The 19773-nt window shown below is 75.8% G+C and carries 15 protein-coding genes; 12 read left to right on the forward strand and 3 right to left on the reverse strand.

The features are described 5' to 3' along the window. The first annotated feature begins 18 nt into the window (after positions 1-18). The 8 genes from RE027_RS03705 to RE027_RS03740 all read left to right on the forward strand — a co-directional run bounded on the left by RE027_RS03705 (position 19) and on the right by RE027_RS03740 (position 10692). Positions 19-3573, forward strand: coding sequence for a fibrinogen-like YCDxxxxGGGW domain-containing protein (locus tag RE027_RS03705; protein WP_368806890.1), 3555 nt, complete (start codon positions 19-21; stop codon positions 3571-3573). After that, complete coding sequence (locus RE027_RS03710; protein WP_368806891.1) at positions 3573-4376, forward strand: CDP-alcohol phosphatidyltransferase family protein; 804 nt, start codon at positions 3573-3575, stop codon at positions 4374-4376. The genes RE027_RS03705 and RE027_RS03710 overlap by 1 nt, the downstream gene beginning before the upstream one ends. Next, positions 4366-5322 (forward strand): glycosyltransferase family 2 protein, encoded by a 957-nt coding sequence (locus RE027_RS03715; RefSeq protein ID WP_368806892.1) that lies wholly within the window; start codon positions 4366-4368, stop codon positions 5320-5322. The genes RE027_RS03710 and RE027_RS03715 overlap by 11 nt, the downstream gene beginning before the upstream one ends. 7 nt (positions 5323-5329) lie before the next feature. Next, the gene (locus tag RE027_RS03720) at positions 5330-6598 is read left to right on the forward strand and encodes an O-antigen ligase family protein (protein WP_368806893.1); all 1269 of its coding nucleotides are present in this window, start codon (positions 5330-5332) and stop codon (positions 6596-6598) included. Beyond that, a complete protein-coding gene (locus RE027_RS03725; RefSeq protein ID WP_368806894.1) occupies positions 6595-8124 on the forward strand; it encodes a lipopolysaccharide biosynthesis protein in 1530 nt (509 codons plus the stop codon). Before RE027_RS03720 ends, RE027_RS03725 begins: the two co-directional genes overlap by 4 nt. A gap of 135 nt (positions 8125-8259) precedes the next feature. Then, positions 8260-9594 carry a GumC domain-containing protein gene (locus RE027_RS03730; RefSeq protein ID WP_368806895.1) on the forward strand — a complete coding sequence of 445 codons (1335 nt, stop codon included), beginning with the start codon at positions 8260-8262 and terminating at the stop codon, positions 9592-9594. Positions 9595-9605: 11 nt separating this feature from the next. Then, positions 9606-10046, forward strand: a complete 441-nt coding sequence (gene pssD, locus RE027_RS03735; RefSeq protein ID WP_368806896.1) for a PssD/Cps14F family polysaccharide biosynthesis glycosyltransferase — start codon at positions 9606-9608, stop codon at positions 10044-10046. 43 nt (positions 10047-10089) lie between these two features. Then, positions 10090-10692: a glycosyl transferase gene (locus tag RE027_RS03740; RefSeq protein WP_368806897.1), complete on the forward strand. Its 603-nt coding sequence runs from the start codon at positions 10090-10092 to the stop codon at positions 10690-10692. A gap of 64 nt (positions 10693-10756) precedes the next feature. Here RE027_RS03740 and RE027_RS03745 read toward each other — a convergent pair whose 3' ends face one another. Further along, positions 10757-11704 (reverse strand): 4-(cytidine 5'-diphospho)-2-C-methyl-D-erythritol kinase, encoded by a 948-nt coding sequence (locus tag RE027_RS03745; RefSeq protein ID WP_368806898.1) that lies wholly within the window; start codon positions 11702-11704, stop codon positions 10757-10759. Continuing rightward, positions 11701-12603, reverse strand: coding sequence for a 16S rRNA (adenine(1518)-N(6)/adenine(1519)-N(6))-dimethyltransferase RsmA (gene rsmA, locus RE027_RS03750; protein ID WP_368806899.1), 903 nt, complete (start codon positions 12601-12603; stop codon positions 11701-11703). The genes RE027_RS03745 and rsmA overlap by 4 nt, the downstream gene beginning before the upstream one ends. Positions 12604-12848: 245 nt before the next feature. Here rsmA and RE027_RS03755 point away from each other — a divergent pair, with 245 nt between their 5' ends. Next, positions 12849-13751 (forward strand): type IV toxin-antitoxin system AbiEi family antitoxin, encoded by a 903-nt coding sequence (locus RE027_RS03755; protein ID WP_368806900.1) that lies wholly within the window; start codon positions 12849-12851, stop codon positions 13749-13751. A 173-nt stretch (positions 13752-13924) separates the two neighbouring features. Here the strand turns inward: RE027_RS03755 and RE027_RS03760 are convergent, their stop codons facing one another. After that, positions 13925-14938 (reverse strand): TatD family hydrolase, encoded by a 1014-nt coding sequence (locus tag RE027_RS03760; protein ID WP_368806901.1) that lies wholly within the window; start codon positions 14936-14938, stop codon positions 13925-13927. 121 nt (positions 14939-15059) lie between these two features. Here RE027_RS03760 and RE027_RS03765 point away from each other — a divergent pair, with 121 nt between their 5' ends. The 3 genes from RE027_RS03765 to RE027_RS03775 are packed head-to-tail and all read left to right on the forward strand — an operon-like array spanning position 15060 to position 19764. Next, complete coding sequence (locus tag RE027_RS03765) at positions 15060-16010, forward strand: AAA family ATPase (RefSeq protein ID WP_368806902.1); 951 nt, start codon at positions 15060-15062, stop codon at positions 16008-16010. Then, entirely contained in the window at positions 16007-17395 is a 1389-nt protein-coding gene (locus tag RE027_RS03770; RefSeq protein WP_368806903.1) for a DUF58 domain-containing protein, read from the forward strand. Before RE027_RS03765 ends, RE027_RS03770 begins: the two co-directional genes overlap by 4 nt. After that, entirely contained in the window at positions 17347-19764 is a 2418-nt protein-coding gene (locus RE027_RS03775) for a transglutaminase TgpA family protein (protein ID WP_368806904.1), read from the forward strand. Before RE027_RS03770 ends, RE027_RS03775 begins: the two co-directional genes overlap by 49 nt. Positions 19765-19773 lie beyond the last annotated feature (9 nt).

The following is a 19773-nucleotide window of genomic DNA, read 5'->3' on the forward strand; positions in this document are numbered from 1 at the left end:
CTGTTGAGGAACCAGACCATGGGAAACACGAACACCCCGCCCCCGGCGGACCGGGCCCGGCGCCGCGCGCGCACGGCCCGCGGCAAGGCCTCGCTGGGCATCGGCACCGTGCTGGCCGTCACCGCGACGCTCCTGAGCTTCGCCCCGGTGGGGGCGGCCACGCCGCCCCCGGTGGACGGGAGGACGGCGGCCACGGCCGCGGCCTCCTGCTGGGAGATCAAGCAGAGGGACCCGGCGTCCGCCTCGGGCGTGTACTGGCTGGTCACCCCGGCCATGACCGCGCCCGAGCAGTTCTACTGCGACCAGGTGACCGACGGCGGCGGCTGGGTCATGGTGGGCCGCGGCCGCAGCGACTGGAAGGAGTACTACCAGGGCGTGGGCACGCCCAAGGACGTCTCCTCGACGGTCACGGGCACCGCGGCGTTCGCGCCGAAGCAGCTGTCCTCCGAGCTGGTCGACGACCTGCTCAACGGCCAGCGACCGGACTCCCTCGAGGACGGGATCCGGCTGCGCCGGGCCCGGGACGCCCAGGGCTCCACCTGGCAGGAGGGGCGGATGAAGATCTCCGCCAAGCCGTACTGGAACTGGGCCTTCGGCTCCCGCACCCCGGTGACCTCCTACTCGTTGCGGTACGGCACGAGCGTGGTCTCCGGGACCACCGGCACCACGAACGACTTCGGCACCACCGGCACCGCCCGCGTGCGCTTCGCGGACGTCGCCGAGACCAGCTGGCAGCGGGGCTTCCGCTACGGCGACGAGGTGCTCGGCAGCAACACCTCGACCACCTACCTGTGGTCCCCGGCCACGGGCGGCAAGGGCGCCATGCCCTTCACCCAGATGTACCTGCGGCCCAAGGTCACCCAGCAGGCCTTCGACGGCAAGGCCATCCCGGACGCCGGGACCGCCGCGATCGCCCAGCGGGCCCTGCCCGAGAGCGGGGCCCAGCCGACCAAGTGGGGCGCCGTCGAGCGCGCCGACGGGCAGAGCGGCGAGATGAACACCGAGGTGCAGGCCCTCGAGCAGATCGGGAGCACGGTCTTCACCGGCGGCAACTTCAAGGCCATGCAGCGGACCCAGGCCGGCACCGGGCGCGTGGCCCAGTCCTACCTCGCGGCCTTCGACGTCAACACCGGTGAGCTGCGCACCGACTTCCGCCCGGTCTTCGACGGCCAGGTCAAGGCCCTCGCGGAGCTGCCGAACAACCGGCTGGCGGTGGGCGGGCGCTTCAGCACCGTCAACGGCGTCAGCACCCCGGGCTTCGTGGTGCTCGACGCGACCACCGGCAAGGTGGACACCGCCTGGAAGCTCAAGGTGGAGAACCTGCTCACCAACGGCGTCCTGCAGGTCCGGGCCCTCGACGTGCAGGGCGACTGGCTCTACCTGGGCGGCGCCTTCACCCACGTGAGCGGCGGCACCGAGACCAACCGTCTCTACGCCCGCGGCGGTGCCCGCGTGAAGATCTCCACGCGCACCCCGGACGCCGGCTGGAACCCGGAGTTCAACGGCACCGTGACGAGCGTCGACGCCTCGCCCCAGGGCGACCGGCTCTACGCGGCCGGCTACTTCAACCAGTCCCGGGGCGCCTCCGCGTTCCGCCTCGCCGCGGTGCGCACCAGCGCCGGAGCCGCCGTGGACCCCTGGACCTGGGAGCCGTCGATCGACATCGACTACACGAACCCGGGTGAGAAGGGGTTCCAGCTCGCCGTGCGCGAGCAGGGCGCCACCGTCTGGGCCGGCGGCGCCGAGCACTCGATGTTCGGCTTCGACCGCTCCACCTTCCGGCGCACCTCCGCGGGCATCACCACCTCCGGGGGCGACATCCAGGCGATCACCTCGACCGACGACACCGTCTACGGCGCGTGCCACTGCTTCAACTGGTTCAACGCCGGCGCCACGAAGTGGACCCGGCTCGCGACCCAGCCGACCACGGTCGCGGACCGGATCAACGCCATCGGTGCCTGGGACGCCAGGAGCGGACGCTACGTCCCCGGGTTCAACCCCGAGATCAAGGGCTTCGGCGGCTGGGGGGTCTGGGCCGCGCTGATGGACAGCAACGGGGTCCTGTGGACCGGCGGCGACATCAACCGCAGCATCTCCTCCACCGGCGCCGCCCAGTGGTCCGGCGGCTTCCTCCGCTTCGCCCCGCGCGACGCCAAGGCCCCGGCCTCGCCCACGGGCCTGAAGGTCGCCCTGGACGGCGCCTCCGACGCCCTCACCTGGACGGCGGCCCCCGAGACGGGGGTGAGCTACCAGGTGCTGCGCAACGACCGCCCCATCGGCACCGCCACGGGGACGACCCTGAAGGTCCCGCACGTGGACGGCGCCCGGTACGCCGTGCGCGCCGCGGACCGTGCGGGCAACGTCTCCGCCTCCACCCCGGTGGTCGTGGCCGGCGCGGCACCGGCTCCGGCGCCAGCACCGGCACCGGCACCGGCACCGGCGCCCGAGCCTGCGCCTGCGCCCGCGCCCGCGCCCGCGCCCGCGCCCGGGACGAGCACCCTGATCGCCGAGGGCGCCGTGTGGAAGTACCACCACGACCGCGCCAATCCGCCGGCCGCCGGCTGGTCCGGCACGGCCTTCGACGACGCCGCCTGGAAGCAGGGCTCGGCCGTGCTCGGCTGGGGCGACGCCTCGGTGAAGACCACGCTCGTGGCCGACGGCACCCGCCCGCTGACCACCTACTACCGCCGGACCGTGGACGTGGCCGACGCCTCGAAGGTCGCGAAGCTGACCCTCACCACCCGGGCCGACGACGCCGTGGCCGTCTACGTCAACGGCAAGGAGGTGGTCCGCTCCAACCTCCCCCAGGGCGAGCTGACGTCCGGGACCTACGCCTCGTCGGCGCGCCGGACCGCCACCGCGGTGGCCGAGCCGGTCGTCGTCGAGGTCCCCGGATCGGCGCTGAAGAGCGGCAAGAACGTGATCTCCGCCGAGGTGCACTCCAACTGGGCCAGCACCACCGACGCGACCTTCGACCTCTCCGCCGTCGTGACCGCCGGCACGCAGCCGGCGCCCCCGGCGGAGGAGCCTGCTGCCGAGGAGCCCGCCGTCGCGGACGCGCTGGTCGCCCAGGGGGCGGTGTGGAGGTACCACCACGACCGCGCCAATCCGCCGGCCGCCGGCTGGTCCGGCACGGCCTTCGACGACGCCGCCTGGAAGCAGGGCTCGGCCGTGCTCGGCTGGGGCGACGCCTCGGTGAAGACCACGCTCGTGGCCGACGGCACCCGCCCGCTGACCACCTACTACCGCCGGACCGTGGACGTGGCCGACGCCTCGAAGTTCGTGGAGCTGACGCTCACCACGAGGGCCGACGACGGCGTGGCCGTCTACGTCAACGGCAAGGAGGTGGTCCGCTCCAACCTTCCCGACGGCGCGCTGACGTCCGGGACCTTCGCCTCGTCGGCGCGCCGGACCGCCACCGCGGTGGCCGAGCCGGTCGTCGTGCAGATCCCCGGGTCGCTGCTGCGCAACGGCAAGAACGTGATCGCCGCCGAGGTGCACTCCAACTGGACCAGCACCACCGACGCCACCTTCGACCTCGAGCTGGCGCCCCGCACGGAGGGGAACGCCTGATGAGCACCGCCACCGCCGCACCGCGGCACCGCCCCGACTACCAGGAGGCCCTGGCCGGGCTGCGGGCCGCGCAGAAGCCCGGCCAGGGGGTCCCGGCCTACACCCGGTGGGTCAACCGCCCGCTCGCCCGCTTCGCGGCGGCCCGGGCGGCCGCGGACGGGCTCACCGCCAACGGGGTGACCGGCGTGAGCGCGGCGCTGTCGGCCACGGGCCTGGCCGTGCTCGTCGCGGCCCCGCCCACGCCCCTCACCGGTCTGGTGGTGGCGGTGTTCCTGGCCGCCGGCTACGTCATGGACTCCGCCGACGGCCAGGTGGCCCGGCTCACCGGCACGGGGTCCCCGGCCGGTGAGTGGCTGGACCACGTGGTCGACTCGGTCCGCACCCCGGCGATCCACCTGGCCGCGATGGCCTCCTGGCTGCTGCACGGGGGCCCGGACGGCACGGCACCGGCCCTGCTGGTCGTGCTGCCGGCGCTGTTCGTGCTGGTCGGGACCGGGCAGTTCATGAGCCAGATCCTGGCCGAGCAGCTGCGGCGGCGCGACCGCGTGGCCGGGCCCTCGACCGGGGGCCCGCTGCGCTCCTTCCTCAACCTGCCCACCGACGCCGGGGTCACCTGCTGGATCTTCCTCCTGTGGGGCTTCCCCGCCGTGTTCCTCCCGGCCTATGCCGCCCTGCTGGCGGCCCTGGCCGCGATCAGCGCGGTGTCCATGCGGCGCAAGTACGTCGGGCTGCGCGCCCGGCCCGCCGTCTCCTCCGATCCCATCGCATCCTCAGACGACAGGAGCACCTCCCATGTCCGCTGACGCCCTCGCCCCGGCCGCGACCGCGGCCTCCACCGCCCACCCGTCCGTCTCCGTGCTGGTGGCCACGGCCGGGCGCCCGCAGATGCTGCGCGACGCGGTCCGCGCCATCGTGGAGCAGGACTACCCCGGGCCCCTGGAACTCGTCGTGGTCTTCGACCGCATCGAGGTCGACCCGCTCGAGGACGTGGCGGTCCCCGCCGGGGTGGTACTGCGCACCGTGCCCAACACGCGCACCCCCGGCCTGGCGGGGGCCCGCAACACCGGCATCCACGCCGCGACCGGCGAGCTCGTCGCCTTCTGCGACGACGACGACGCCTGGGCGCCCGGCAAGCTGGCCCGGCAGGTCGGCTTCTGGGCCGAGCACCCGGAGGCCTCCGCCGTCGCGGGCGGGATCCGCATCGTCTCCCACGCCCGCACGGTCGAGCGCGTCCCGCCGGCCGTGGCCACCTTCGAGGACCTCCTGGTCTCCCGGACGGTCGAGATCCACCCCTCCGCGCTGGTCTGCCGCCGCGCCGACCTGTTCGGCGCCGTGGGCCTGGTCGACGAGGACCTGCCCTCCTCCTACGGGGAGGACTACGACCTGCTGCTGCGCCTGGCCCGGCAGGCCCCCGTGCACTCGGTGCCCGAGACGGTGCTGACCGTGCGCTGGGACCGCCCGTCCTTCTTCTCCGAGAAGTGGGAGAACATCGCCGCGGCCCTGACCTACCTGCTGCGCAAGTACCCGGAGTTCGAGACCACGGCGAAGGGCACCGCGGAGATCACGGGCCAGGTGGCCTTCGCCCACGCCGCGCTGGGCCGGCGGCGGGAGGCCGTCCGCTGGGCCGGGACCACGCTGCGCCGCAACCCGGTGCAGCTGCGGGCGTGGGGCGCGCTGGCCGTCGCGAGCGGCGCGGTGAGCCCGCAGCGGCTGCTGGACGCGATGCACAACCTCGGCCGGGGGCTGTGAGGCCGCCGTGGCGCTCCTGACGTCCCCGGTGGCCCGGCCCGCGCCGGCCGGACCCGCCGCCCTGCCGGCCTGGCCGCTGCTGACGCTGTTCTACGGCCTGCCGGTGATCTGGGCGCTCGGAGCCCTGCAGTTCGCACCCACGCTGCTGGCACTGTTCATGCTGGTGCTGCTGGTGCTGCGGCGCAGCGTCGTGGTCCCCGCGCCCGCCTGGATCCTGGCGGTCTTCCTGCTGTGGGCGGCGGCCGGCTCCGTGCAGATCGAGGGCCTCGGCTCCTGGCTGGGGTTCGCGCTGCGGTGGGTCAACATCTTCTCCGCGACCGTGTTCTTCGTCTACTACTACAACGCGCGGGAGCACCTGGACCACCGCCGGGTGCTGCGGGCGGCCGTGGCCGCCTGGACCACCCTGGTGGGCCTGGGCTGCCTGGCCCTCGTGATCCCCGAGGCGCGGCTGACCACCCCGGTGGGCCTGCTGCTGCCGGAGGTGCTCACCGCCAACGAGCTCGTGCAGGACTTCGTGTTCCCGCCGCTGGCGGAGGTCCAGCAGCCGTGGGGCGCGCCGGAGCCGTACAACCGGCCCTCGGCCCCGTTCCCGTACACCAACGGGTGGGGCTCCGGCTTCGTGATCCTCACCCCGCTCGTGCTGGCGTACCTGACCACCGTGCGGTTCCGGGCCCGGCACCTGCTCGTCGTGGCCGGCCTGACGGTCTCGCTCGTGCCCGCCGTGGCCACCACGAACCGCGGGATGTTCCTGGGCATCGGACTGGCCATGGGCTACGTCCTGGTCCGCTGGGCCCTCCAGGGCCGGGTGCTGCCCGCACTGTTCGGGATCGCGGTCGCGGCCGCGGTCGCCGGATGGCTGGTGGCCAGCGGATCCGTCGAGCGGATCCTGGGCCGCCAGCAGTACAGCGACAGCACCGGGGACCGCGGGGAGCTGTACACGGACACGTTCCTCGCGACCCTCGACTCGCCGCTGCTGGGCTACGGGGCGCCGCTGCTGGACGAGACCGTGGGCATCCACATGGGCACCCAGGGCTATCTCTGGACCCTGATGTTCTGCTACGGGTTCGTGGGCCTGGGGCTGTTCATGGCCTTCCTGCACGGCGGCACCCTGGCCACCCTGCGCGTGCGCTCCAGCACCGGCATCCTCGTGCACGCCGTGCCGGTGGCGGCCTGCGTCTTCTTCGCCTACTACGGCCTGGACGCGGTCCAGTTCATCCTGATCTGCCTCAGCCTGGCCGTGCTGCTGCGCGCCCAGCGGTACGGGGAGCAGCTGTGAACCCGCACCGGCTGGCCCGCTCGGGCTCGCTCACCTTCGCCTTCGTGGTGACCGGGGCGGTCCTGGCGTTCACCGCCACGCTGGTGGTCTCCAACGCCTCGGGCGCGGCCGCCGCCGGGCAGTTCTTCCAGGTGGTGGCGCTGCTGGCCATCGCCACCACCCTGTCCACCTTCGGCGCGGACACCGGGCTGGTCCGGGCGGTGCCGGCCCTGACCGCCCGCGGCCGGGCCGGCGGCATCCCGGAGGTGCTGCGGATCGCGGGGAAGCCCGTGCTGGTGCTGGCCACCGCCGTGGCCGGCACCACCGCCCTGGCCGTGGCCGTGCCCGGGCTGGTGCCGGTGCCCGCGGAGGTGCGCTCGGCGGTGCTGCTGGCCACGCCGTTCCTGGTGCTCGGCGCCGCGATGAACCTCGCCTTCGGCGCGCTGCGCGGCCTGCACCGCGTGCCCACCTTCTCGTTCCTGCAGAACGTGCTGCTGCCCTGCCTGCGGGTGCTCGCGGTCGTCGCCGTCGTCGCGCTCGGCGGCGGGCTGCTGTCCCTGACCGCGGCGTGGACCGTGCCGGTGCTCGTCGTCGCGGTCGTGGCCGTGGCGCTGGTGCGCCGCGCCGTGACCGCCCCCGCCGATCCGGCGGCGGCACCGGAGGAGGTGCGGGAGCGGTCCCGGGCGTTCTGGTCCTTCGCCTCCGCCCGCGGGGTCACCGCCGTGGTCGAGGCCCTGCTCGAGTGGCTCGACGTGCTGCTCGTCGCGTTCTTCCTGGGCCCGGCCGCCGCGGGCGTGTACGGGGTGGTGAACCGCTGCATCCGGGTGGGGACCATGCTCGACCACACCGCCCGCATCGTGACCGGCCCGTCCATCAGCGCCGCCCTGGCCGTCGGCGACGTCGCCACGGCCCGCTCCGTGTTCACCCGCACCACCGCCGTGCTCGTGGCCGGTGCCTGGCCCTTCTACCTGACGCTGATCGTCTTCGGCCCGGCGGTCCTGTCCTTCTTCGGCGAGGGCTTCGACGCCGGCTACCCCGCCCTGCTGGTGATCGCCTCGGCCATGCTGCTGGCGGTCTCCGCCGGCGGGGTGCAGTCGCTGCTGCTGATGGCCGGGCGCAGCCGCTGGCAGCTGCTGAACAAGTCCGCGGCCCTGGCCGTCGCCGTGGCCCTGAACCTGTGGCTCATCCCGCAGTGGGGTCTCGTCGGCGCCGCCACGGCGTGGGCCGCCTCCGTGCTCACCGACACCGGCCTGGCCCTCTTCCAGTCCGTGCGGCTGCTGGGCATCGCCCCGCGCTGGTCCGTGGTGGGTGCGATCGCCCTCACGGCCGCGGCCGTGGCCGGCGGCGGGGGGCTGCTGGTCCGGGCCCTGCTCGGGGCCGGGACCACGGGTCTGCTCGTGCACGCCGGGCTCCTGGGCCTGCTGGTGGGCGGCGCCGTCGCGGTCCTCGTCGTCCGCCGACGCGGGGACACCCGGGCCCGGCTGTCAGCCGAAGAGGCCACGGCCGGCCGCGGCCGGACCGTGGTCACTATGAATTTGCACAAGTAACATTCGTATCGATCGACATTCAGGACGCTGCCGCCGGGACGACCCCGGCAGCCGTCCACAGGGGGGACGTGGCCCCGCAGTGCGCGCCGGGGGGCGGGCAGGGGCCACGACCGATCAACGAGGGGGAAGTTCCACATGAGCGACACGCTGAGCACGATCGGCGCCGACCGGCGCAGAACCAGGGCGCACGCCGCGCGGGAGACCGCCCGCCACGCTCCGCCCGCCGACCTGGGCGCGCAGTGGCGCCGGACGCTGCGGCGCTGGCCCACCATCCTCGCGACCTGGCTGGTGGTCGCGGCCCTGGCCGTGCTGGCCGGTCTGCTGTGGCCGCCGTCCTACCAGGCCACCGCCTCCCTGACCGTGACCCCCGCCGCCGTGAACCCGCTGACGGGCGAGTCCGGGGAGGAGAAGATCGAGATGCACACCGAGGCGGCCACGCTGTCCTCGCAGCAGGTCGCGCTGCGCGCCGCGGCGGAGCTGGAGGACGTCCCGTTCGAGCGGGCCGACCCGAAGCTCGCGGAGGAGCTGCTCGAGGCCGCCGACACCGAGGCGCCCTCGCAGAGCCAGGTGCTCCGGGTGACCGTCTCCGACACCGACCCGCAGGAGGCCGCCGACCGCGCCAACGCGCTGGCCGCCGCCTACCTGGAGGACCGCGCCGGGACCGTCACCGCCGCCGCCGAGGCCGCCGTGGAGCGCCTCGACGACTCCATCGCCAGCCTGTCCAAGGACGACACCCAGGACTCCGCCGTCGAGCAGCTGCGCGAGCAGCGCACCGCGGCGTCCCTCATCGCGCCGACGCCCGGGCGGATCATCAGCGACGCGGTGGCCCCCGAGAACCCGTCCTCGGCCGGGCTGCTGCTCTTCACCGCCGGCGGGCTCGTCGGCGGGCTGGTCCTGGGCGTGCTCGCCGGCCTGCTGCGCGAGCGCACCGACCGCAGCGTGCACCGCCCCGAGCGGCTCGCCGAGGCAGGGACCGCCTCCGTGGTGACGCTGCGCTCCGAGGACGACGAGGACGGCGCCCTCGAGCTGCTGCGCCTCCTGGCCCGGGACGGGGAGGGCTCCGTGCCCGGTCCCGGCTCCCGGCTCGCCGTGCACTCCGCGAGGCCGGGCCAGGCCGAGGTCGCCGTCCGCGCCCTGCGCTCCGTGCTCGAGCAGTGGGGCGGGACGGTCGAGCTGGTGGACGAGGAGACGCTCACCAGCGCGGTCGGCCCGCTCGACGACTGGCTGACCCTGCAGGACGCGCCGCCCACCGTGCTGCTGGCCGTGGTGCCGCCGCGCACCAGCACCGCGCAGCTCGCCGCCCTCACCGACCGGATCGACGGCCTGGTGGTCACGGTCGACGCCCGCAGCGAGCTGTCCCGCTCCCGGGGCCTGCTCGACCGGCTGGCCGGGCGCCGCGCCGCCGTGGTCCCCGCGTTCGTCCTCCAGCGCCAGGCGCGGCCCGCCCCGGCCGGCACGACGGGAGCCTGACCGTGCGTCTCATGATGGTCTCCTCCGGCGGCGGGCACCTCGCGCAGCTGATGAACCTCGAGGAACTGTGGCGGGCCCACGAGCGGTCCTGGGTCACCTTCGACCTGCCGGAGGTGCACGCCCTGCTCGAGGGCGAGACCACCCACTGGGCCCACTTCCCCACCACCCGCAACATCCCCAACGCCGTCCGCAACGCCGGGCTCGCCTGGCGGCTGCTGCGCGCGGAGCGGCCCGACGCCGTGCTGACCACCGGGGCCGGCGTGTCCGTCCCGTTCTTCCTGGTGGCCCGGCTGCTGGGGATCCGGACGGTCTTCATCGAGTGCTTCGACCGGATCACGATGCCGACCCTCAGCGGGCGCCTGTGCTACCCCCTCTCGGACGTCTTCGCCGTCCAGTGGGAGGAGCAGCGCAAGCACTTCCCCGACGCCGTCAACATCGGCGCACTGATGTAGCCGCACGGCGCACCGGCACCCACCCAGCACCCCAGGAGGAACCATGGACACCATCGGACCCGACGGCCGGGGCACCACCTACGACGTGGTGGTCTCCCTCGGCACCGACCACCACGTCTTCGACCGGCTCGTCGACTGGGTCGACGACTGGCTCGTCACCCGCCCGGACGTGAGCTGCCTGCTGCAGCACGGCTTCAGCCGGCCCTCGAACCTGGCCGTCTCCGTCCCGCGGCTGCCGCGGGCGGACCTGCTGGAGCACTACCGGCGGGCCTCCGCCGTGGTGGTCCAGGGCGGACCCGGCTCGATCCTCGACGCCCGCGGGCTCGGGCTGATGCCCTTCGCCGTGCCCCGGCTGGCCCGGCTCGGCGAGCACGTGGACAACCACCAGGCCGTGTTCACCGCCTACATGGTGGGCCAGGGCGAGGCCCTGCGCCCGGACACCGGCGACGCGCTCGCCGGTCTGCTGGACGCCGCGCTGGCCCGCCCGGCGGAGTTCCGCACCGAGCCCCGCCGCGCCCACCCCGAGCTGGCCACCCGCCGGCTCGGCTCGGCGCTCAGCCGGGCCGGGCACGGCGCCCGGCACCGCGGGGACGTGCTGCGGCGGCTGCTGTGGACGGCGCGGGAGTCCTTGCCGCAGGCGCAGTGATCGTTCCCGGCGCCACCCGGACCCGGGAGGCCAGCACGAGGCGCTGGCGGCTGGCAGCCGGGGCTCAGGGAGCCCGCACCGCGAGGGCGGGCGCTCCCCGGCCCCTGAGCCGTCCGGCCAGGTCCTCGGCCGCGGAAGCGTCCGCCACCAGGTGCGCCACGGTGGGCCCGGAGCCGGACACGAAGCTCGCCAGGGCCCCGGCCGCCACGCCGGCGGCCAGCACCGGCTCCAGCCGGGGGGCGAGCGAGAGGGCGGCGGGCTGGAGGTCGTTGCGCAGCAGCGGTGCCAGCTCCCGCCGCGCTCCGGCGGCCAGGGCCTCCTCGAGACCCTCCGGCAGCCGGGGCGGCGGGACGTCCTCGTCCGTGCGCAGCCGGTCAAGCTCGGCGTAGGCGGCCGGCGTGGAGAGCCCGGCCGGGGCCGCCACGAGCACCAGGTGCAGCGGCGCCCCGACCGCCGCCGGCCGCAGCCGGGCCCCCGTGCCGGTGCCCACCGCGGCGCCGCCCGTCAGCGCGAACGGCACGTCCGCGCCGAGACCGGCGGCCAGCTCGAGCAGGGCGCCGTCGTCGAGCCCCGGCGCCCTGCAGGCCCGGGCGGCGAGCCGGTTCACGGCGGTCAGCGCCGCGGCGGCGTCCGCGGAGCCGCCGCCCATGCCGCCGGCCACGGGCACGGCCTTGTCGATCTGCAGGTGCAGGCCGCCGGGCAGCTCCGGGAAGCGCTCGAGCACCGCGCGGGCCGCTCGGACGGCCAGGTTGGAGCCGTCCGTGGGGACCGCGTCCAGGCGGAAGGTGCCGAGGCCGATCTGCTGGGCCACGAGCGAGCCGGGGACCGCGGCCACGCCCACGGCGATCCCGGTCCCCGCGGTGAGCGTGGCCGTCACGGTCTCGACGGTGCTCACCGCGCAGTAGAGGCTGGCCACGTCGTGGTAGCCGTCCGGGCGCGGCGGGCCGGCGGCGAAGAAGAGGTTGACCTTGCCGGGGGCCTGGGCCTGCTCCGTGAGCGCCGTCGTGCTCATGCCCCGCGCGCCCCCGCCGTGAGCCCGGCCGCGGCGCCGGCCTGCGCGATCCGGGCGAACTCGGGCACGCCCAGCTTCTCGCCCCGCTCCGCCGGGTCGATCCCGGCGGCCTCGAGCACCTCGCCCGCCGCCGCGGCGGACCCGGCCCACCCGGCCAGCGCCGCGCGCAGGGTCTTGCGCCGCTGGGCGAACGCGGCGTCCACGGCGGCGAAGACCAGCTCCCGGTCCACGTCCGCCACCGGCTGCTCCCGGCGCACGAAGCGCACCAGCCCGGAGGCGATCTTGGGAGCCGGCCAGAACACGTTCTTGCCGATCGTCCCGGCCTTGGTGACCTCGGCGTACCAGGCCGCCTTGACCGACGGCACCCCGTAGACCTTGGACCCGGGCACCGCGGCGAGCCGGTCCGCCACCTCCTCCTGGACCATGACCAGCCCGTGGCGGATCGAGGGGAAGCGGGCCAGCAGGTGCAGCAGCACCGGGACGGCCACGTTGTAGGGCAGGTTGGCCACCAGGGCCGTGGGCTCCGCCGGCAGCTCCAGGACGCGCATGGCGTCCTGCTCGAGCACGCTCAGCCGGTCCGCCAGCTCCGGCCGGAAGCGCTCCACGGTGTGCGGCAGCTGCGCGGCCAGCGGCGGGTCGATCTCCACGGCCACCACCCGCTCGGCGGCGTCGAGCAGCCCGAGCGTGAGCGAGCCCAGGCCCGGCCCCACCTCGAGCACCGTCTCCCCGGCCCCGAGGCGGGCCGCGGCGATGATCCGCCGGATCGTGTTGGGGTCGATCACGAAGTTCTGCCCGAGCGTCTTGGTCGGCCGGATGCCCAGCTGCTCGGCGAGCGCGCGGATCTCCGCGGGCCCGAGCAGGGGGCGGACGGCAGGTCCTGGAGGGGTGGATTCTGTCACCGGGATATCGTATCGGCCGCCCCGCTCCCTCCCCTGCGCCTCCCCTTTGCGTCTCCCATGCACCGAGTCCCCAGTCCCGTGGCAGATCCCCAGCGTCCGTCCTGGGGATCTGCCACGGGACTGGGGACTCGCGGAGGGTTCGGTGTCACTGCCCACGGCAGGCCGGCAACTGTGGGCGCCGGGTCCTCTCCACAGTGGCCGGGCCACCCGGCCCGCCGCTCCGCGAGCACGACTATCCACGAGCCATGACCACGCTGCGCAGCACGGCTGAGCTCCTCGACTCCGGGACCAGCAGCCGCGAGATCCATCGCCTCGTCCGGTCCGGCCGACTCGTCCGCGTCCATCCCGGCTACTTCACGGACGCGGCGCCGTACCGGGAGCTGAGGCCCGAGGAGCGCATGCTGCTCAGGTACGAGGCGTTCTGCCGTGCGGCATCGGTGCCGCCGGTGCTGTGCCTTGCCTCGGCCGCACTGGTCCTCGACCTGCGCCTGCGACGGGTGCCCACCCGGATCCACACGATCTCCGCTCCCGAGCACGGCACGCACAACGGCTACGCCGGTGTGGTCCGGCACCAGGCGATCCTGCCGGAGTCGGACGTGACACAGGTCGAGGGGATCAAGCTCACCTCCGGCGAGCGCACGCTGCTGGACTGCGCCCGCTACCTGCCCTTCGTCGACGCCGTGGTGCTGGCCGATCAGGCACACCGGTTCGGCCTCTCCCGTGCTCGGCTCGAGGGACGACTGACCGAGTGGAGGGGCCAGCGGGGTGTGCGGCGCGCACGGGCCGTCCTCCGGGCCATGGACACCAGGTCCGAGTCCGTCGGCGAGACGCTGGCCAGGCTGATGCTGGCGGAATCAGGGCTGCCCACGCCGGAGCTGCAGTGGGTCGTCAGGGGACGGACGGGTTCGTACCGGGTGGACTTCGCGTGGCCGGAGTGCATGCTCGTCCTCGAGTTCGACGGCGAGGTCAAATACGCGGATCCCGGCACGATCGCCACCGTGATCCGGGCCGAGCGACGCCGCGAGGTCGAGATCCAGGAACAGGGTTGGACCGTGCTCAGGATCGGGTGGGACGACGTCGTGCGCACTCCCCACGACACCGTCGCCAGGATCGAGGCAGCGATGCGACAGGCCGCCGGAGGCCGCTGAAGCCGTGCCGGGTGCCACACCGGGCCCGCATCGGCAACCCGTGTGTGTGTCGCGAGTCCCCAGTCCCGTGCCGGATCCCCAGCGGAGACATTGGGGATCCGGCACGGGACTGGGGACTCGACGCGGGGACGCGAGGGGCCAGGGACCCGGGACCCGAGACCCGAGACCCGGGGTCAGAAGTTGCCGTACACCTCCACCGTGCTGGCCCAGATCCGCTCGCACAGGGGCTCCAGCTCCTGCTCCAGGATCTCGGCCATCCCCCGCACCGTGTAGTTGACCACGTAGCTGGCGTTGGGCCGGCCCCGGTACGGGTGCGGGGTGAGGAACGGGGCGTCGGTCTCGGCGAGCACGAGCTCGGGGCGGGCGGTCCGCAGCGCGGCCTTGAGGTCGTGGCTGTTCTTGAAGGTCACGGTCCCGGAGAAGGACATGTACCAGCCGTGCTCGTTGCAGGTCCGGGCGAGCTCCGCGTTCCCCGAGAAGCAGTGGAAGACGGTGCGTTCGGGGGCGCCCTCCTCGAGCAGGAGCGCGACGACGTCGGCGTGGGCGTCCCGGTCGTGGATCTGCAGTGCCTTGCCGGTCTCCTTCGCGAAGCGGATGTGCTCCCGGAAGGACCGCTTCTGGTGCTCCCGCCCCTCCCCCTCGGTGCGGAAGTAGTCGAGACCGGTCTCCCCGAAGGCCCGCACCCGCTCGTGCTCCCCGAGCGCCCGGATCTCCGCGAGCGCCTCGTCGAGGGTCCCGGCCGCCGCGAGTCCCGGCGCCTCGTTGGGGTGCAGGGCCACCGCGGCCAGGACCCGGGGGTCGGCCTGGGCGGCGGCCACGGCGAAGCGGGAGGACGGGACGTCGCAGCCGACCTGCACGAGCCCGCCCACCCCGGCGAGCGCGGCGGCGTCCGCGGCGTCGCGGACCGAGACCTGGACCTGCCCGTCCTGGAGGTCGAGGTGGGTGTGGTTGTCGGCCACCGGGTGCGGCAGCGGCTCCGGCGCCGGCGGGTGGGCGAGGTTGCGGCGGCGTCCGTCGTCGCCCTGGGCGGAGCGGCGCCGGGTGCCCTCCCCGGCGGGGGCGTCCTCGGGCACGGCGTGGTGCTCGGGCGCGTAGGCGGCGGGGGCCGCGCCGGGAGCCGGTGCGGGCCGGGTCGCGGGGTCGGGCCACAGGGAGGCGGTCAGGAGGGTGGCGTTGGGGTCGGTCACGGGCGGCACCTCGGCAGGGGTCGGGGAAGGGGCGGGAAACACGCGGGCACGGACCAATCTACGAGGTGGGGTCGGACAGACATACTGGGGGCAGAAGCCCGAGCAGGAAGCCGAGGAGCCCATGGAGTCCTTCCCCCAGTACACGCAGGCGATCCTGGACCGGATCAACGCGGTGATCGACGGCAAGCCCGAGGCGGCGCGCACCGCCCTGAGCGTGCTGCTGGCCGGAGGCCACCTGCTCGTGGAGGACGTGCCGGGCGTGGGCAAGACCATGCTGGCCCGCACGCTGGCCACGGCGGTCGGCGGGACGGTGGCGCGCATCCAGTTCACCCCGGACCTGCTGCCCACGGACATCACCGGGGTCTCGGTCTACGACCAGGCGCGGCGGGAGTTCGAGTTCAAGCCCGGTCCGGTGTTCGCCAACGTGGTGATCGGCGACGAGATCAACCGGGCCTCGGCCAAGACCCAGTCCGCGCTGCTCGAGTGCATGGCGGAGGGACAGGTCACCGCGGACGGGACCACCTACCGGCTGTCCACCCCGTTCATGGTGGTGGCCACGCAGAACCCGGTGGAGATGGACGGGACCTTCCCGCTGCCCGAGGCGCAGCGGGACCGGTTCACGGCCCGGATCTCGATGGGCTACCCGGACACCGCCGCCGAGATGACGATGCTCTCCGACCACGGGGGCGGGTCCCCGCTGGAGGGCCTGCGCCCGGTCGTGCCCCTGGAGGAGGCGGCCCGCCTGGTCGCCCACGTGCGCGGGATCCACGTCTCGGACGCCGTGCGCGCCTACGTGGTGGCCCTGGGCCAGGCCACGCGCTCGCACCCGCAGATCCGGCTGGGCGCGAGCCCCCGGGCGCTGCTCCAGCTGCAGGCCGCGGCCCGGGCGGAGGCCGCGCTGAGCGGACGGGAGTACGTCCTGCCCGACGACGTCCGGGCCGTGGCGGTGCCCGTGCTCGCCCACCGGCTCATCCTGGACCGCCGCGCCGGCACCGACTCCGCCGAGGAACTGGTCCGGTCGGTGCTGGACGAGGTCCGGGTCCCGGCCGAGCCCACCTCCCGGTCCCGATGAGCCGTCGGCCGGGACCCGGGCCGGCGGAGGACGGCGAGCAGGCGGAGCAGCCCATGGACTCCCGGGCGCGGTTCACGGGCCGGGGCTGGGCGTTCCTCGGGGCCGGGGCGCTGTGCCTGCTGCTGGCCACCTGGCTGGGCCGCAAGGACGTGCTGGCGCTGGCGCTGTTCCTGGGCGGGGCCCCGCTGTTCGCGGCCCTGTCCCTGTACGTCGTCAAGCCCCGGGTGCTGCTCAAGCGCGGGGTGGACCCCGCGCTGGTGACCGCCGGGGACCCCGCCGTGGTGCGGCTGCGCGTCCGGCACCGGTCCCGCCGCGGCGGGGACGCCTCCGGTGCCGTCGCCGTGCACGAGCGGGTCCCGGAGCCCCTCGGCGGGGACCGGGAGCTGAGCGTGGAGGCCGGCGGGGAGCCGGCCGTCTACACCGTGCGGCCGCGCCGGCGCGGGGTCTACGCGCTGGGCCCGGCCACCGTGCGGGTCGCCGACCCGTTCGGCCTGGCCGCGGAGCTGCTCGACGCCTCCGAGCGCACCTCCCTGCACGTGGCCCCGGACCCCGTGCAGCTGCCGGAGATCGGCGCCGACCGGCTGCGGGACTCCGGCACCGACCCCGCCCGCACCGCGCAGCCGCAGCCCGGGCCCGACAACGTGACGGTGCGCGAGTACCGGCAGGGGGATCCGATGCGACGGGTGCACTGGGCCGCCTCCGCCAAGCAGGGCACGCTCATGGTGCGCCAGGAGGACCCCCGCAGCACCCGGCGGCTGAGCCTGCTCCTGGACCTCGACGAGTCCGCGTGGCCGGGCGAGCGGCGCTGGGCCGGCGTGCTGCCCAGCACGGCGGAGTTCGAGTGGGCCGTGTCCTTCACCGCCGCGGTGCTCGAGCACCTGACGCAGCGCGAGACCGCCGTCCACGCCCTGGACACCCGCGGCCGTCCCCTGCCCCGCGGCGGGGAGGACGACGACGCCCCCGCCCGGGCGCGCGTCACCGCGGTCGACGACGACGGCGCCGAGGACGCCCGGCACGGACTGGCCCGGGTGCGGCCCCTGCCCGCGCCCGGCGGACCGCCGGGCCCCGGCGCGCGCCCGGGTGCGGACGACGGCGACGACGACGGGCTGGCCGACCGGTTCGACCGCGACGGCCTGGTCCACCCGGTGCTGCTGGTCTCGGGGGACCTGGACCGGGCGGGCGCCGAGCGGGTCCTGCGGGGCACACTCCGTGCGGGCGCCGGCAGCGCGGTCCTGGTGGGCGCCTCCCCGGACCGGGTCCCGGAGGCGGCGGCGGTGCTCGAGGCGGCGGGCTGGTCCGTCGTCGTCGCCGGCGCGGCCACCGCCCCCGAGGACGCGTGGGCGCACTTGGGCACCGGGGCCCGGACGGCCGGGGCCGCCCGGTGACCGCCGCGCCCGTGCTCGCCCCGGACTCCCCCGGCGCGCCCCCGGCACCCCGGCGGCGCCTCCCCGTGCAGGCCGTGCTCGGGCTGGCCGGCACGGTGCTGGTGGCCGTCGGACTGTCCTTCGTGGGCCTGGCCGACGTCCTCGACGGCACCGGCTGGGTCCCCGGGTGCCTGCTGGCCGCGCTGGCGGTGCTGGCCGCCACGGCCACGTCGCGGGGGCTGCGGCTGCCCGCCGTGCTCGCGCCCCTGTTCGGCGCCGGCGCGCTGGCGCTCGTGCTCACGGTGCTGTTCCTGCGCGAGCCCGCGCTGCTGGGCTTCGTCCCGACCCCCGGGAGCTTGGCCCGGGCCGCGGAGCTCGGGCGGGAGGCCTCCGGGATCGTCGCGGAGCGCCCGGCCCCGTACCCGGACGCGACGGCGCTCGCGTTCGTCGCGTCCCTCGGCGCGGGACTGGTGACCCTCTTCGTCGACACCGTGCTCGTGGCGCTGCGGCTGCCCGGGGCCAGCGCGCTGGGCGTGCTGGTGCCGCTGCTGGTGCCCGCCCTCGTCCTGCCGGGCAGCGTCGGCGTCGCCGGGACCGCGGCGGCCGTGCTCGCCGCCCTGGTCCTGCTGGCCGGTGCCCGGCGCTGGGGGGCGGTGCGGGAGGCCCGCACCGCCGCGGCCCCGGGCACCTGGCCACGGGCCCTGGTCGTGGGCGCCGGGGTGCTCGCCGTGACCCTGCTGGTCCCGGGGTTCGTGCCGGGCTTCGTGCACGGGGCGTTCCCGCAGGGCAGCGGGCCGGGCGGCGACCGGGCCGCCGGGGTGGGTCCGCTGCGGGCCGTGGGCCAGGACCTGCGCTCGGCCGAGCAGCAGCCGCGGCTGGAGTACACCACGAGCACCGGCGAGCCCGAGCTGCTGCGGGTGCTCGTCCTCGACGACTTCTCCGGGGCCGAGTGGTTCCCGGACAGCACCGGCCTGGAGCCCGGCCTCGACGGCCTCGGCCCCGGTGCCCTCGGTCCCGGCGCTGCCGGCGGCGAGGCCCCCGAGCGCAGCATCGCCGTGGAGCTGCGGAACTGGTCCGAGCGCTGGCTCCCCCTGCCGTGGGCGCCCGTGGGCGTGACCGGGCTCGAGGACGGTGCGTGGGCCTGGAGCCCCCAGGACCTCACCGTGCACGGGGAGCGTGTCCCGTCCGGGGGCAGCGCCTACGAGGTGCGGGCGGTCGCGCCCGGGCCCACGTCCGCGCAGCTGCGCGAGGCCCCCGCCGCCCCGCGGACCCCGGAGCTCGCCCCGTACCGGGAGCTGCCGGAGGACACCCCGGCCGCGCTGCGGGAGGCCGCGAGGGACCGGGCCGGGGACGCGCCCACCGCGTTCGACCAGGCACTGGCCCTGCAGGAGTGGCTGCGCTCGGAGGAGTTCCGCTACGACGTGGACGCCCCGCCGGCGCAGGGCTACGACGCGGGCGGGATGGCCGCCCTCGAGGAGTTCCTCGCCACCCGCACCGGCTACGCCGGGCACTTCGCCCCGGCGATGGCCGTCATGGCGCGCGAGCTCGGCATCCCGGCCCGCGTGGCGGTCGGCTACCTGCCGCCCGCCGAGGCCCCGGGCCAGGAGCCGTTCGGGGACACTGCGGCGGACGGGGGCTCCTTCACCGTCCTGCCGCGGGACGCCCACGCGTGGCCGGAGCTGTGGTTCGAGGGCACCGGGTGGGTGCGCTTCGAGCCGACGCCCGGGACCGGGGACGTGCCCGGCTACGCCGCCGAGGCCCCGGCCGACGGCGGATCGGCGGAGGGCGAGGGCGCGTCCGAGCCCACGGGCGAGCCGACGGCGCCGCCCACCCCGGCGAGCACTGCCGGTCCCGGGGAGAGCGGAGCCCCCTCCGCGGAGCCCACCGCCGTGCCGACCCCGGAGGCCTCCGCGGCGCCCGCGCCGGCGGAGGGGACCGGGCCGGCCCGCTGGCCGCTGTGGCTCGCCGGCGGCCTGGTCGCGGCCCTGCTGGCCCTGCTCGCCGCGCTTCCCCGCACGCTGCGGGCCCGGCGTCACGATCGGCGGATGCGCCTGCTCGGGGACGCCGGTTCCCCCGCGGGGGCCCGCGCGGCGGCGGGCTGGGCGGAGGTCGAGGACCTCGCGGCCGACCACGGGATGGGGCGCACCGCCGCGGAGACCCCGCGGGCCTTCGTGGACCGGCTCGGCGCTACCGTGCCGGCGGCGGCCGCGCCGCTGGGCCGGCTCGGGCGGGACGTGGAGCGGGCCCTCTACGCGCCGGCCACGGCGCGGTGGTCACCCGACGCGGGCCCCGAGGACGTCGCCGCGCTGCGCACCGCGCTCACCGGGCGCGGCGGGCCCGGCGCCCGGCGCGCCCGGTGGCTGCCGCCCTCGGTGCTGCGCCGCCGCTGACCGGGACGG

This window comes from Kocuria sabuli, assembly GCF_040981185.1.
GTDB classification, from domain to species: domain Bacteria; phylum Actinomycetota; class Actinomycetes; order Actinomycetales; family Micrococcaceae; genus Kocuria; species Kocuria sabuli.